We start from the raw sequence: 14751 nt of genomic DNA, 5'->3' as shown, positions 1-14751 counted from the left end.
TGGCCGTGCTGGTACTGGCCCAGGTCATGAGTGGCGCCGGCCTCACGGCGGGGATAACCGTCGGGGCCCTGCTCGCCGAGGAGATGCTCGGCTCCACCGGACTCGCGGGAGTCCCGAGCGCGCTCTTCACCGCCGGGGCCGCAGTCGGCGCGCTCGGCATCGGCCGGCTCTGCACCCGCAGGGGCCGTCGTCCCGGACTGGCGCTGGGCTACGCGACCGGGGCGCTCGGCAGCGTCGGCGTGGTGGTGGCCGCCGCCACCGGAAGCGTGGCACTGCTCTTCCCGGCCCTCGTGGTGTACGGGATGGGTACGGCGACCGGCCTCATGGCGCGCTACGCCGGAGCGGATCTGGCTTCCCCCGCCCGGCGCGGACGGGCCGTGAGCGCGGTGCTCTTCGCCACCACCCTCGGCGCGGTGGCCGGGCCCGTGCTGGTGACGCCGGCCGGCGAGGTCGCGCACGCCTGGGGAGTGCCCCGTCTCGCCGGCCCCTTCCTGCTGGCGGCCGCGGCGTTCGCCGCCACCGCGGTCGTCCTCGCCTGCCTGCTACGGCCCGATCCGCTCCGGCTCGCCCAGGAACTGGCCGCCAGGGGTGCCCAGGACCGGGGCGCGGACACCGGCGAGGAGGGTGACACGGGTACGGGCGGGCCCCGTGCCGGGGCCGCCGCTCCCGCCGGGCGTCACGATGTCGCCGTGGGCGCCGCGGTCATGGTCCTGGCCCAGGTCGTGATGATCGGGATCATGACGATGACACCGGTGCACATGCTGGCGCACGGTCATTCGGCCCAGGCCGCGGGGCTCGTGATCTCCCTGCACGTCGGGGCGATGTTCCTGCCCTCCCCGTTCACCGGGCTGCTCGTCGACCGGATCGGCAGACGATGGGTCGCCTGCGCGTCCGGACCGCTGCTGCTGGCGGCAGGGGCACTGGCCGCCCTGTCACCCGCGGACTCGACGCCCGCGCTCGGCGCCGCTCTCGTACTCCTCGGCCTGGGCTGGAACTTCGGGCTGATCAGCGGCACCGCGATCGTCACCGACGCACTGCCCCCGGACCGGCGCTCCACCACCCAGGGCCTGGTGGATATGGGGCTCGCGGTCGCCGGAGCGGTCGGAAGCCTGGCGTCGGGTCCGGTCGTCGCGCGGGACGGCTACCCGGCACTGGCCCTGATGGGCGGGCTGGCGGCCCTGTTGGTGCTGCCGCTGGCCGGCCGGTTCCCGCGCCGCGCATCGCGCACGGCCGGTCCCACCGGACCGGGCGGGTGGGGGCGGTGCGAGTGAGGGCAGTGCCACATGGTGTACGGGAACGGAGGGAGGCCCGAGGCAGGGCCGATGGAAGGCCGGGCCTTTCGGGCCGGCGGACGATCTCCGCGACATCGAACCGAGCGCATCGCGCTTTGCACAAACGCTATTCGCCCGTCTCCCGCATGCGTCGACGCCGTTCCCCCTTCACGGTCGGGAGCGCGTGCCGAAGCCGTCGCCCACCAGCGGAAAGGTCCCTGCTGTTAACGAAAGCTTTAACGGTGTTTCGGCGGGCCCGGCGCACAGAACCAGCGTAAAACGGATAACCCAAAGATGGGGGCTCCCCATACGGCACATCGTGGGCTTAACTTAGGTGGCATGACGTCCCCCCGCTCCACCTTCGGCGGCGGCTACTACGCCGCGTCGTTCCCCGACACTCCGATCTACGACTCCTTGGTCGCGGAGCGGGGAACCCCTCAGATCGCCCCCATCCGGGTTCCGGCCGCCTATGACACCGGCAACAGCTACCTGCCGGCCCTGCCGTCGGCGCTGCCCGCCCTGCCCGCGGCCCCGTCGCAGCAGACCGGCTACGGCTACCCGCAGCAGCAGCCGACGCCGCAGTACCAGCAGGCTCCGGCACAGCACGCGCCGATGCAGCCCGCCCAACTGCAGCACGCGCCCGCGCCGTACATCCCGCAGCAGCCCTCGGCGGTCCGCGGTTATCCGCAGCAGCCCCAGCCGCCGCGGCCCGCGCCCACCACCGGGTACGAGTCGATGCGCCCGGCCTCGCCGCGGCCCGCTCCGGCGCAGTCGCCGTACGAGGACCCGTACAACCGGCCGTACCAGAGCCGGGGGTACTGAACCGCGGCTCCGTGCGTCGAGGTGCGCCGGGGGACGCACCGGGCATCAGCCGCATCCAGGACATAAGGGTGTCGCGGGCGCCCTGAAAGCCGCGCGTACGGGGTCAGGGGTTGCTGGCAGGATGGACGCATGAGCTTTCCCGTGCTCCGTTCCGCCCACGTCTATCCGGTCAAGTCGCTTGCCGCCCGCGCCTGCGACATGGTCGCCGTCGAGCCATGGGGACTCGACGGCGACCGTCGCTGGATGCTGGTCGACAAGGCGTCCAGGGCCGTCACACAGCGTCAGCAGCCGTTCATGGCGCGGATCGCGGCCGAGCCGCTGCCGGGCGGCGGCGTGCTCCTGTCCGCGCCGGGATTTCCGTCCCGGCGCGTCGAGGGGCCGGAGGCCGGGCGCATGCTCACGGTGGAGCTGCACCGGGACACCGTGGTGGTGGAGGAGGCGCCGGGCGACGCCCATGACTGGCTGAGCGCGGTGCTCGGTACGGAGGTCCGGCTCGTGCATCTCGACGAGCCGTCGCACCGCAGGCCCGTCGACCCGCTCTTCGCCCGGCCCGGGGACATGGTCTCCCTCGCCGACGGCTACCCGCTGCTGGTGACCACCACCGCGTCGCTCGACGCGCTCAACGCCCTGATCGCCACGGGCGACCGGCCCGGGGAGGGCCCGCTGCCGATGGACCGTTTCCGGCCCAACGTGGTGATCGGGGAGACGGAGGCATGGGCGGAGGACGACTGGCGGCGGATCGCCATCGGCGAGGTCGCCTTCACGGTGGCCAAGCCCTGCGGCCGCTGTGTGATGACGACGACCGACCAGCGCACCGCCGAGCGGGGCAGGGAGCCGCTGCTCACGCTGGCCCGCCACCGCAGGTTCGGCAAGCAGTTGGTCTTCGGCCAGAATCTGATCCCCGAGGGGACGGGAGTGATCCGGGTCGGGGATCCCGTCCGGATCCTCGATCGATAGAACGACAGATCGGCAGATCGGCAGATCGGCAGAAGAAGCAGGGGGCGCGGGCGTGTGGGTGCTGTGGGCACTGTTGCGCGGGCGGGGCAGTCCGCTGCGCCGTGCCACCGATCGACGCGAGGCCCGGGTGGCGCTCGGGGCCCTGCTGCTCCTCCTGATCGGGGCCCCGGCCGCGGGCTGGGCGGGCGGGACGGTCGCCGACGCCGCCCTCCAGCGGTCGGTACGGGCCCAGCACGAGGAGCGTCACCCCGTCGACGCGGTCGTGGTGGGTCCGGCGGGGCCAAAACGGTTCGCCGGTGATCCCGAGGGCGGCGTCGAACGGGCCGCGCGCATCTGGGTGGTGGCGTCCTGGGAGGCCCCGGACGGCAGTCCGCGCACCGGGAAGGTGGCCACCGCGTCGCGGCCGGGCGGCCCGGGGTCCCCGGTGCGGATCTGGACGGACGCGGCGGGCAGCCCGGTGCCGCCGCCGATGGACGGGCACACCGCCCGGACCCACGCGGTGCTGGCCGGCATCGGCACGTTCCTGCTCGCCGCCGGCTGCGTCGAGGCGGGCCGCCGACTGGCCGTGGGACGCATGGAGCGGCGGCGGTACGCACGGCTGGACCGGGAGTGGGCCGAGGCGGGCCCGGACTGGGGCAGGGCGGGAACGGGCGGCTGACCACGGCCTCCCCCGGCCGGAGGCGACGGCGGGCGACATCGCTCGACGGGGCGGACTCGTCAACTCCCGCCCCTCACGCGCGCTACGGTGGTCCGACCCCGTCCGCCTCCCCGGCGACGGACTGAACCGAGGCATCGCACAGCACGAGGTGGGGGCACAGCAACGCCATGGCACAGGGCACGGTCCAGGTGACGCACACCGGCACATCGCGATGGCGCCGCCGCACGGGCGAGTACGCCTCCCTCTCCGCGGCACTGGAGGCGGCAGCCGACGGCGACGTCCTCACCGTCGCGCCCGGGACCTATCGGGAGAATCTCGTCGTCCATCGCGCGGTGACCCTGCGCGGCCCCGAGGGTTCGGTCGGTTCCGTGCGGATCGCCCCGGCCGACGGCGTACCGCTGACCGTGCGCGCCTCCGCGGTCATCCAGGACCTCCATGTCGAGGGCCAGGACTCGGCGGCCCCGGCGCTGCTGGTCGAGGACGGCACCGCGGAGCTGACGGACCTGCGGATCGTGACACGGTCCGCCGCGGGCATCGAGGTGCGCGGCGCGGCCCGGCCCACCGTGCGGCGCTGCACGGTCGACAATCCGGCCGGGGTCGGCATCGCCGTGCTGGACGGTGCGGGCGGCGTGTTCGAGGAGTGCGAGGTCGTCTCCTCGGGCCAGTCCGGGGTCTCGGTCCGCGACGGCGGGCATCCGCGCCTGGACCGCTGCCGGATCCACCACGCGTCCGGGGCGGGCATCGGCGTCACCGGCGAGGGCAGCGGTCTGGAGGCGTTCGGCTGCGAGGTGTACGAGATCAAGGGCAGCGGCATCCAGGTCACCGCGCGCGGCTCGGCCCACCTGACCGACTGCACCGTGCACCGCACCTCGGCGGACGGCGTCACGCTGGACACCGACGCGGTGCTCACGCTCGCCGACTGCGACATCCACGACATCCCGGAGAACGCCGTCGACCTGCGGTCGCGTTCGGTGCTCACGCTGACCCGCTCCACGGTCCGCCGCTTCGGCCGCAACGGACTCTCGGTCTGGGACCCGGGGACCCGGGTGGACGCCAACCAGTGCGAGATCCACGACAGTACGGGCGACTACCCGGCGGTCTGGGTCAGCGACGGCGCGACGGTGATACTGGACGCCTGCCGGGTGCACGACGTGCCCGACGCGCTGTTCGTCCTCGACCGGGGGTCGCGCGCCGACGTCGTGGACAGCGACCTCTCCCAGATCCGCAACACCGCCGTCTCCGTGAGCGACGGGGCCACCGCCCAGCTGGACGACTGCCGGATCCGGGAGGCGTCCACGGGCGCCTGGTTCCGCGACCACGGCAGCGGCGGCACGCTGAACAACTGCACCATCGACGCGGCGCAGACCGGTGTCATCGTCACCAAGGGCGCGGACCCCACCATCGAGCGCTGCACGGTCACCTCCCCGGCCGAGGCGGGGTTCTACGTCTCGGCCGAGGGCCGGGGCACCTTCGACAGCTGCCGGGTGACGGGCAGCGAGGGCTACGGCTTCCACATCATGGAGGGCTGCCGCACCACCCTCACCCGCTGCCGTACCGAGCGGTGCGCCCGGGGCGGTTACGAGTTCCCCGAGGGCGACCACGGCGCCGCGACCGGGCCGGTCGCCGAGAACTGCACGAGCGACGAGAGCGGTCTGCGTACGGCTTCGGCCCCGCCGCCGCCCGCGGTGCTGACGGAGACCCGGTCGACGCCCGGTCTGCTGGGCGCGCTGCCCGGGCAGCGCGCGGTCGAGCCCGCTCCTGAGCCGGTGGCCCCGGTGGAGCCGGCCCGGGACTCCTCGGCGGTCCTCGGCGAGCTGGACGCGCTGGTGGGCCTGGACAGCGTCAAGCGCGAGGTGCGGGCGCTCACCGACATGATCGAGGTGGGCCGCCGCCGCCAGGAGGCCGGTCTCAAGGCCGCGTCCGTCCGCCGGCACCTCGTCTTCACCGGCTCCCCCGGTACGGGCAAGACCACGGTCGCCCGGCTGTACGGGGAGATCCTGGCCTCGCTCGGTGTGCTGGAGCGCGGCCACCTGGTCGAGGTGTCCCGGGTTGACCTGGTCGGGGAGCACATCGGCTCGACGGCGATCCGGACCCAGGAGGCGTTCGACCGGGCGCGCGGCGGGGTGCTGTTCGTCGACGAGGCGTACGCTCTCTCTCCCGAGGACTCCGGGCGGGACTTCGGGCGGGAGGCCATCGACACGCTGGTGAAGCTGATGGAGGACCACCGGGACGCGGTGGTCGTGATCGTCGCGGGCTACACCCACGAGATGGAGCGGTTCCTCACCGTCAACCCCGGGGTGGCCTCGCGGTTCTCGCGGACCATCACCTTCGATGACTACCTCCCCGAGGAGCTGCTGCGGATCGTCGAGCAGCAGGCCGAGGAGCACGAGTACAGCCTGGCGGAGGGCACCGGGGAGGCGTTGCTCAAGTACTTCACGGAGCTGCCCAAGGGCCCCGCCTTCGGCAACGGCCGCACCGCCCGCCAGACCTTCGAGTCCATGGTGGAGCGGCACGCGGGCCGGGTCGCCCAGCTCGCCGAGACGAGCACGGACGACCTGACCCTGCTCTACCCGGAGGACCTCCCCGAGCTGCCCTTCTGAAGGCCCGCCTCCGCCTGCCGGGGCACCAGCGGCCCCAGTTCGTCGATGAGGGCGGCCCGCGCCTCGGCGAAGACCGGGTCGGCCTGGTAGTCGGAGTGCCCGAGGATCGGTTCGGGAAGTGGGAGCTTCGCGGTCCGTCCGTAGGCCAACGGGTCTTTCAAGGGGCCCCGGTCGACGCCCGGGTCGGGGTCGGCGCAGATGCGGACGGGGCCGCCGATCGGGTCCGTGGCCCGCCACAGATTGCGCCAGCAGTGCACCGAACGGTGCAGCCCGAGCAGCGGCTCGGGACCGAAGTAGGCCGGGAACCACCGCCCGTACAGCCGCTCCAGGGGCGAGCCGTAGGTGAGCAGCGCGACCCGTCGGCGGGTCGCGTCGGGCAGTTGCCAGACGGCGGACGCGGCGAGCACGCTGCCCTGCGAGTGGCCCGAGATGACGAGCCGGCCCCGGGGCGTGGTCGCCGTCCACGCGGACATCCGGGAGGCGAGGTCGGGGACCGCGCGCTCGGCGTAGCACGGGGGCGCGAAGGGGTGGGCGGCGCGCGGCCAGAAGGTGCCCACGTCCCAGAGGATGCCGATGGTGCGGCGGGCCGAGGCGTCCTTGTAGGCGCGGCGGCCGCCGGCGACGAACAGGACGAAGCCGAAGCCGATCAGCCAGGAGCCGGTCGACTGCGCGGCCTCGGCGAACGATTCGATGAGCGGCCAGCTGCCGTCGGCGGCCCGGCCCGGCACCTCGTCACTGCGCCAGGAGCCGACGATCGCGCCTGCCCCGAGCAGCAGGGTGGCCCCGGAGACCACGCCGACGATCCAGGGCGCGGAGTCGGTGAGGGCGGCGGTCGCGCGGATCCGGGCGATGCGGCGGGTGCGGCCCTCGTCGGGCGGTTCGGGGGCGTACTCCGCCTCGATGACCGGGCCGAGGCGGCGGGCGGTGCGCGCGGTGCGGACGATCAGCACCAGCACCGGGACGAGCAGGAGCAGCAGGAGCACCGGGATGACGGAGGCCTGCCAGCTGAGCAGGACCGGTGGCCCGGCGATGTCGCTTTCGTGGCCCATGCCCGGGCTCCCGGGCCCGTCGAGCCAGTCGGCGACGCGCTGGGCCACCCCGCCCGTCATCACGCCGCCGAGGGCGCAGGCGAGCATCGCGACGGCGGGGCCGCCGAGTCCGTGGAGGATGGTGCGCGGTTCGGGGGTTCGCCGGTAGAGGCTCCGGGCGACCAGGGCGAGGACGACGACGAGGACGCCCTGGCCGAGGGCGAGGAGGCGGAAGGCGGTCTCGCCGGGCAGGCTGCCCGAGGACCGCCAGTCCGGGCGCGACCAGGAGGCGTACCCGACGGCGAGGGCGAGCAGGACGAGCGCGGAGCCGGGCAGATAGGTGATGAGGGCCGCGTCCAGCTTGGTGTCGCGGGTCCGTTCGCTGCGGCCCCGGCGGCAGACGACCGCGATGACGACGAGCGCGCACAGGACGATGCCGCCCTCGACGGCCGCGCCGAGCAACCGGGGCACCGGGCCGTCGTCGCTCCGGTCGTGCCGGGCGGCGGCGCCGGCGACGGCCGCGGCGACGGTCAGGAACCCGGCCGCCGTGTGGGCGGCGCGGAGCCGGGCGACGATGCGGCGGCCGTACCAGAAGCCGGGCCTGCCGAGCGCGGGGCGGACCGGGGCGGGCGGGCGCGGGGCCCCGTCCGTGTCCGGATCGGATGCGTCGGGGCCGTGGGCCTCGTAGGCCCCTTCGGGGTCGTGGGCATCGACGTCCCCTTCGTCCAGGGGGCGTTGGGATTCGTACGCGCTCCAGGTCCGGTTGGACAGGTACCACAGGAGTCCCACCAGGGCCGCGGGCACGACGGCGGCCAGGGCGAGGCGGCGGCCGGGCTGGGACCACCAGCCGCCCTGCTGGGCCGACAGGAAGCCGAGCCAGGACCGGCGTTCGGCGCAGGCTTCGGCTCCCGCGCACTGCCAGGCCAGGAGGTCCAGGGCGACCTCGCAGGCGGCCGCGGTGAGCAGCACGGTGAGGCTGAGCGCGATGAGCCGCACCAGCACGCCGTACAGCCGGACCGCACGGGAGCGGCCGGTGGCGGTGGGGCGCATCCAGTGGGCGAGGTTGACCACCATGAACGGCAGGAGCAGCAGCCACAGGGCGCGGGAACCGTTGCCGGAGGTGAGGCCGGACCAGCAGTACGCCTCGGCGACGGGCTCGTCCCGGTAGCGCTCGGGGTGCTTCTCCCCTTGGGCGTCCTCGGTGCGCCGGTACACGGCCGCGGTCTCGTCCCCGGTGACCCGGACGGTGCGGGGGTCGCCCAGCATCTCCTGCGGGGTGGCGCCGCCGACGCCGTGGACGAGCAGTTCCAATGCGGTCCCGGTGTGCTGGGGAGACGGGGAGGAAGGTGGGGACGGGGACGGGGCGGCAGGAGCCAAGGGGAACTCTCTCTCGGGCGCGCCGGCCTCGCGGCCGACGAAGACGTGCACAGGAGCGGGCGGTGCGGGGCCGGGACGCCGTGGGCTCCGGGCGTGGTGGCCCGCCGGCCGCGAGGTCCTCAGGATTCCGGGCGCGGGGCGGGTGCGTGAAGCGGTCTCACGGAATCTCCCCAGGTGATACGCCGGACATGCCTGCGTGGCAGGATGAGCGTGTCGCGCAGGCCGCTGCGGACCGTACGGCAGAGGGAAGGACCGGACCCGGCGTTGAGCGAGAATCAGAACCTGCTCGCGGAGCAGCGACGTGCGCTGATCCTCGACGAGGTGCGCAGGCGTGGTGGGGTCCGGGTCAACGAGCTGACCCGGAAGCTGAACGTCTCCGACATGACGATCCGCCGGGATCTGGACGCGCTGGCCCGCCAGGGCGTCATCGAGAAGGTCCACGGCGGCGCGGTCCCGGTCGTCGAGGCGAGTACGCACGAGCCCGGGTTCGAGGCCAAGTCGGCGCTGGAGCTGAGCGCCAAGGAGGACATCGCGCGGGCGGCGGCGGCGTTGGCGGTGCCCGGCAGCGCGATCGCGCTCTCGGGCGGGACGACCACCTTCGCGCTGGCCCGGCACCTGCTGGACGTGCCGGATCTGACGGTGGTGACCAACTCGGTGCGGGTGGCCGACGTGTTCCATGACGCGCAGCGTCCGGCCGGGGGGCGCGGCGCACGGCCCGGGGCGGCGACGGTGGTGCTGACGGGCGGGGTGCGCACGCCCTCGGACTCGCTGGTCGGGCCGGTCGCGGACCGGGCGATCGACTCCCTCCACTTCGATGTGCTGTTCCTCGGCGTGCACGGGATCTCGGCCGAGGCCGGGCTCTCGACGCCCAATCTCGCGGAGGCGGAGACCAACCGCCGGTTCGTCCGGGCGGCGCGCCGGATCGTGGTCGTGGCCGATCACACCAAGTGGGGCACGGTGGGCCTGAGTTCCTTCGCCACGCTGGAGGAGGTCGACGCGTTCGTCACGGACGCGGGCCTGGCTCCGCGGACGCGCGCGGAGATCGAGGAGCATCTGCCGGGCCTGCTGGTGGCGGGCGACGCCCCCGCCGAGGCCGATGGGGCTCCGCCCGCCGGGGGCTGAGCCGGGCCCTCGGGCTCCGTTCGACTCGGCGGGTCCGCCGGACACCCCATAGGATCGTGAAGTGGCCGTATTCCGGATCGAGCGCTTCTCCCCTCTCCCCGCAGCCGAGGCCTGGCGCCGGGTGACCGACTGGGAACGGCACGCCGCGCAGGTGCCGCTGACCGCGATCTCGGTCCCGACCGGGCTTCCCTCACAGCTGGGGACGGTCTTCGTGGCGCGCACGGGGCTGGGCCCGCTGGCGTTCGACGATCCGATGGAAGTGGTGCGGTGGACGCCGCCCGCCGGGGGCCGGGCCGGGGTCTGCCGACTGGAGAAGCGGGGGTCGGTGGTGCTGGGCCGGGCCTCGATCGACGTGCTTCCCACGGATTCCGGTTCCCATGTGGTCTGGGTCGAGGAACTGCGGGTGCGGCTGGTGCCCCGGTGGGGTGATCCGCTGCTCGCCTCCTCCGGACGGCGGATGTTCGGCAAGGTCCTGGACGCCCTGCTCTCCTCCCCCGGCGACCGGTAGGACCGCCGGGGAGGAGCAGGCGCACCTCGACTTCTCCGCGAAGATCGCCAACGACCGGGTGGCCGATTCGGTACGGGTGATGTGACCGTCACACGATTGACTCGTTTGTCGGTATGACATCCCCGCCACGGCCCCGGAAGGCACCCATTTCATGCCGATCCATCAACCGCAGCAGCAGACCGACGCACACCCCGACCGCACGGGCGTACAGCAGGCCGAGGCCGCCCTCGTGGAGCACTATCCCCGTCTGGTGCGGCTCGCCTACGTCGTCCTGCCGCCGGCGCTCGGGCGGCACCGCCGGGTCCTGGCCGCGCACGCCGTCGTCCAGCGGGCCCTGCCCGCCGCCGGGCTCCGCGCGCGGAGCCCGCGCGTTCCCGGCCAGTCCCGCCGGCCCGGTACTCCGGTGGAGGTGGAGAGCGCGCCGGAGGGCGTCGGACCGGACCGGGCCCCCTCGGGCACGGCGTACGGGTGGATGCGGCTGCGGGTGCTGCGGACGGCGCTGGCCTACGAGCGGCGGCCCCGCTGGTGGCCCGGAAGGCTGCCGGCTCCGGCCGCGCTGCGTCCGGCCGCACCGGTGGTGTGGGGGCTGCGGCTCTTCCCCCGGGCGGGCGGCGTCGACGAACTGGCCCTGGACCGGGCCCTGTCCACGGTGCCCGGGGCGGTCCGGGCGGCGTTCGCCCTGCAGTTGCTGGAGGGGCTGGAGGAGCCCGCGGCGCGGGAGCTGCTGGCCGGGGCCGCGGTGGCGGATCCGGCGGACGCGGTGCGCCGGGCTGCCCGGCTGGGGAGGCCGGACCGGGCCGAGGCACAAGCGATGCTCAGGTCGGGCGAGTTCGACCCGTGCACGGTCCAGACCCGCCCGAGCGACCTGCTGCGGCGCAGGCACCGGGCGCGGGCGGTGGCGGTGGCGGCGGCGCTGTGCGTGGTGGCGGGAGGCCTGGCGGTCGCCGTCGACGCGGGGACGCGGCCCACGGGCGACGACCGGAACCCGGCGGGCGTCGCGGCCCCGGCGCTCGATCCGGCAGGGCTGTTGCGGACATCGGCGGAGCGGTGGGCGGACACCTCGCGCGTCGACTTCACCGCCTGGCCCGCCCGGGGCGGGCGCACGGACGACGGCGAGCTGCTGGGCCGGGCGCTGCGGGCCTGGTCGGGGCCGCCGGGCACGGTCCGGGTGTCCACCACGCCGGGCACGGTCGCGGTCCCGCCCGCGCAGCCGCCCCGGCTGCTGTTCGCGGGCGAGGTGGACGGGGCGGCCGTGGTGCTGTTCCACGACGGCGGGGTCCGGGTGGTGCGGTACGCGGAGCCGCTGTCCGGGTCCGGCGGGGCCGCGCTCGACTTCGCCCGGACGGACGACGCGGACGTGACGACGGGTGCGGCCGTCGTCGTCAGCCGTACGGGCGACAGCGCGCGGTTCCTGCTCGCCCCCTGGATCGCCGGGTCCACCACCCGGGACCTGCTCGCGCCGAACACCCCCGGGCAGCCGCTGGAGGTCGGGCGGGACGGGGTCACCGCCCCGGTGCCCCGGCCCGCCGCGGGCGGCGCGTGCGACTCCTGGCCGGTGCTCCAGCTGCGTTCGTCCGGGAAGATCGTGGAGAAGCACGCCTTCCTGGTGACGGATCTGGGCGACCTGGCGCCCGCGCATCTGACGTACACCCCGAAGCCCGGCCGGGGCGCGCCGGCCCGGCAGCCGCGCGAGGCGACGGGCACCGAGGCGCTGCTCGCCTGGGCGCGGACGGCGTGCTCCCTGCGGACCCTGTCGGGTTCCGGCGTGCGGGCGGTCAACAACTGGGCCTTCGCCGAGCAGAAGCTGCCCGAGGGCGGTGCGTCGGCCGGCTGGCTGTGCACCCGGGCCGACACCTGGCGGGGTCCCGGCCGGGTGCTGGTGCAGTTCCTCGGGCCCGCCGGCTCGCCCACGGCCCCGGCCGCGGTGGTCGCCGACCGCGACGACACGGCCCTGTGCGGCAGGTTCGGGCAGCACGTCCTGGCGGGCACCCACTGGAAGGCGGCCTCCGGCCGGTGGTACGTCCTGGCGGCGGGGAGCCGGGCGGTGAGCCGGATCGAGGCGACCGGGGCCGTGCGGGGAGCGGCGGGCGGGCCGACGCTCTCGGTGCGGGCGCCCCGTGACGCCGAGGTGGAGCTGACGGCGTCGCTGCGCGGCGGCGAAACGCTCACCGCGGTGCGCTGAGCCGGTGCGAGGGCCGGGCCGTCACCGTACCGACGGTCACGAAGCCGCCGTACGGAGTCTCTCGACCGGTCCCGCAAGCCGTCCGGTGCCACACTGGGACAGGTGACGGATCTTGAGCACGGCCCCGGCGACAGCACAGGACGCCCCGACGACTCCGCTCCGCTCTGCCTGGTGACCGGGGCCACCGGTTACATCGGCGGCCGACTGGTACCGGCGCTGCTCGATGCCGGGTACCGCGTGCGCGCGCTGGCCAGAACGCCGCAGAAGCTGCGTGACTACCCCTGGGCCGACCGGGTCGAGGTGGTGCGCGGCGATGTCACCGACGCCGACTCCCTGGCGGAGGCGATGCGGGGCGTCGATGTGGCGTACTACCTGGTGCACGCGCTCGGCACCGGTTCGGACTTCGAGAGGACCGACCGCGAGGCGGCCAGAACCTTCGGAGAGCAGGCGCGGGCGGCGGGGGTGCGCCGGATCGTGTACCTGGGCGGGCTGACTCCGGCGGGAGTGCCGGAGAAGGACCTGTCGCCGCATCTGCGTTCGCGGGCCGAGGTGGGCCACATCCTGCTGGCTTCCAAGGTGCCGACGGCGGTACTGCGCGCGGCGATCGTCATCGGCTCGGGGTCGGCCTCGTTCGAGATGCTGCGGTATCTCACCGAGCGGCTGCCGCTGATGATCACCCCGAGCTGGGTGCGGACCCGGATCCAGCCGGTGGCCGTACGGGACGTCGTCCGGTATCTGGTGGGGTGCGCGAAGCTGCCCGCGGACGTGAACCGGGCCTTCGACATCGGGGGCCCGGACGTCATGTCGTACCGGGACATGATGCAGAGCTACGCCAGGGTGGCGGGGCTGCGGCGGCGGCTGATCCTGCCGGTGCCGGTGCTCACCCCGACGCTCTCCAGCCGCTGGGTCGGTCTGGTCACCCCGGTGCCCAGCTCCATCGCCCGGCCGCTCACGGAATCGCTGCGCCACGAGGTGGTGTGCCGGGAGCACGACATCAAGGAGTACGTCCCCGATCCGCCGGACGGGCCCATCGGCTTCGACCGGGCGTTGCGCCTGGCCCTCAAGCGGATCCAGGAGGCGCGGGTCGACACCCGCTGGTCCAACGCCTCGGTGCCCGGCGCGCCGAGCGACCCGCTGCCCACCGACCCGGACTGGGCGGGCGGCAGCCTCTACCGCGACGACCGGGAGCTGACCGTGCCGGTCGGGCCGGACGCGCTGTGGCGGGTGATCGAGGGCATCGGCGGGGAGAACGGCTGGTACTCCTTCCCGCTGGCCTGGGCGGTGCGCGGCTGGCTCGACCGGCTCGTCGGCGGGGTGGGGCTGCGGCGCGGCCGCCGCGACGCCCAGCATCTGCGGGTGGGCGACTCGCTGGACTTCTGGCGGGTGGAGGAGATCCTGCCGGGCGAACTGCTGCGGCTGCGTGCCGAGATGCGGGTGCCGGGCCTGGCCTGGCTGGAGCTGTCGGTGCGCCGCGACGACCGGGGCCGGACGGTGTACGGGCAGCGCGCCCTGTTCCATCCGCGCGGGCTGTTCGGCCACGCGTACTGGTGGAGTGTGTGGCCCTTCCACTCGGTGGTGTTCGGCGGGATGGCGCGCAACATCGCCGAGGCGGCCGCGGCCGAGGAGAAGCGGCGTGCGTCGATGGCCGACAGTGGTACGGACAACTGAAGGGACGACCGCTATCGTGTGCCCGGCTCCACACGCCTGAGACTGCCGGGAGGTGCACGCGATGGCACGCCGACTCCGTACCGTGGGACGGGAGTTCACCGATTCCGCGCCGATACGTCTGGTGTTCGCCGCCGAGGTGTCCGCGTCGGTGGACGTGGTGTACCACGCGCTCGCCGAGGATGTCGCGTCCTGGCCGTCCTGGTTCACCGCCGTCACCTCCGCCACGCCCACCGACGCGGGCGCGGGCCGCGAGGTGCGGCTGCGGGGCGGGATCAGGTTCCGCGAGACGATCGTGGCCGCCGAACCGGACGCGTGCTACGCCTACCGGGCCGACCAGTCCAACGCCCCGGGTCTCCGGGCCCTGTTGGAGGAGTGGCGGCTCACTCCCGAGGGCTCCGGCACCCGGGTGCAGTGGACCTTCGCGGCCGACGGGACGGGGCTGTTCCGTCTGGTGCTGAGCCTCGCGCGGGCGGGGATGGGCCGGTCCTTCCGGGACGCCGTGCGCCGCCTGGACGCGCGGCTGGCGGCGACGACGCCCTGAACGGCGAGGCCGGAGCA

11 protein-coding genes are annotated in these 14751 nt (G+C 74.5%); 10 read left to right on the top strand and 1 reads right to left on the bottom strand.

Annotated features, from left to right (window positions below):
* Positions 1-5 precede the first annotated feature (5 nt).
* From ACIRJT_RS33695 to ACIRJT_RS33675, 5 genes are all read left to right on the top strand, one after another.
* The gene (locus ACIRJT_RS33695) at positions 6-1271 is read left to right on the top strand and encodes an MFS transporter (RefSeq protein WP_403916924.1); all 1266 of its coding nucleotides are present in this window, start codon (positions 6-8) and stop codon (positions 1269-1271) included.
* A 339-nt stretch (positions 1272-1610) separates the two neighbouring features.
* Positions 1611-2093, top strand: a complete 483-nt coding sequence (locus tag ACIRJT_RS33690; protein ID WP_403916922.1) for a DUF6643 family protein — start codon at positions 1611-1613, stop codon at positions 2091-2093.
* Positions 2094-2222: 129 nt separating this feature from the next.
* Positions 2223-3050 carry an MOSC domain-containing protein gene (locus ACIRJT_RS33685; RefSeq protein WP_403916919.1) on the top strand — a complete coding sequence of 276 codons (828 nt, stop codon included), beginning with the start codon at positions 2223-2225 and terminating at the stop codon, positions 3048-3050.
* A gap of 52 nt (positions 3051-3102) precedes the next feature.
* A complete protein-coding gene (locus ACIRJT_RS33680) occupies positions 3103-3708 on the top strand; it encodes a hypothetical protein (RefSeq protein ID WP_403916916.1) in 606 nt (201 codons plus the stop codon).
* 167 nt (positions 3709-3875) lie between these two features.
* Complete coding sequence (locus ACIRJT_RS33675; protein WP_403916914.1) at positions 3876-6308, top strand: right-handed parallel beta-helix repeat-containing protein; 2433 nt, start codon at positions 3876-3878, stop codon at positions 6306-6308.
* Here ACIRJT_RS33675 and ACIRJT_RS33670 read toward each other — a convergent pair.
* Positions 6275-8713 carry a hypothetical protein gene (locus ACIRJT_RS33670; RefSeq protein WP_403916911.1) on the bottom strand — a complete coding sequence of 813 codons (2439 nt, stop codon included), beginning with the start codon at positions 8711-8713 and terminating at the stop codon, positions 6275-6277. The genes ACIRJT_RS33675 and ACIRJT_RS33670 overlap by 34 nt on opposite strands.
* A gap of 264 nt (positions 8714-8977) precedes the next feature.
* Here ACIRJT_RS33670 and ACIRJT_RS33665 point away from each other — a divergent pair, with 264 nt between their 5' ends.
* From ACIRJT_RS33665 to ACIRJT_RS33645, 5 genes are all read left to right on the top strand, one after another.
* Positions 8978-9835 (top strand): DeoR/GlpR family DNA-binding transcription regulator, encoded by an 858-nt coding sequence (locus ACIRJT_RS33665; RefSeq protein WP_403916908.1) that lies wholly within the window; start codon positions 8978-8980, stop codon positions 9833-9835.
* 61 nt (positions 9836-9896) lie between these two features.
* The gene (locus ACIRJT_RS33660; protein WP_403916905.1) at positions 9897-10343 is read left to right on the top strand and encodes an SRPBCC family protein; all 447 of its coding nucleotides are present in this window, start codon (positions 9897-9899) and stop codon (positions 10341-10343) included.
* A gap of 151 nt (positions 10344-10494) precedes the next feature.
* Positions 10495-12525, top strand: coding sequence for a hypothetical protein (locus ACIRJT_RS33655; protein WP_403916902.1), 2031 nt, complete (start codon positions 10495-10497; stop codon positions 12523-12525).
* Positions 12526-12627: 102 nt separating this feature from the next.
* A complete protein-coding gene (locus ACIRJT_RS33650; RefSeq protein ID WP_403916899.1) occupies positions 12628-14193 on the top strand; it encodes an SDR family oxidoreductase in 1566 nt (521 codons plus the stop codon).
* Positions 14194-14254: 61 nt separating this feature from the next.
* Positions 14255-14734, top strand: coding sequence for an SRPBCC family protein (locus ACIRJT_RS33645; RefSeq protein WP_403916896.1), 480 nt, complete (start codon positions 14255-14257; stop codon positions 14732-14734).
* The last annotated feature ends 17 nt before the right edge of the window (positions 14735-14751 follow it).

Origin of the sequence: Streptomyces sp. NPDC102283, assembly GCF_044766265.1 — a bacterium.
In the GTDB taxonomy this organism is placed as follows: domain Bacteria; phylum Actinomycetota; class Actinomycetes; order Streptomycetales; family Streptomycetaceae; genus Streptomyces.
This window is presented reverse-complemented; position numbering and strand designations above follow the sequence as displayed.

What these genes read in the sequence shown, in the direction of transcription:
- ACIRJT_RS33690 (WP_403916922.1), top strand. Translation starts at nt 1,611, where the DNA reads ATGACGTCCCCCCGCTCCACCTTCGGCGGCGGCTACTACGCCGCGTCG.
- ACIRJT_RS33685 (WP_403916919.1), top strand. Translation starts at nt 2,223, where the DNA reads ATGAGCTTTCCCGTGCTCCGTTCCGCCCACGTCTATCCGGTCAAGTCG.
- ACIRJT_RS33675 (WP_403916914.1), top strand. Translation starts at nt 3,876, where the DNA reads ATGGCACAGGGCACGGTCCAGGTGACGCACACCGGCACATCGCGATGG.
- ACIRJT_RS33655 (WP_403916902.1), top strand. Translation starts at nt 10,495, where the DNA reads ATGCCGATCCATCAACCGCAGCAGCAGACCGACGCACACCCCGACCGC.
- ACIRJT_RS33645 (WP_403916896.1), top strand. Translation starts at nt 14,255, where the DNA reads ATGGCACGCCGACTCCGTACCGTGGGACGGGAGTTCACCGATTCCGCG.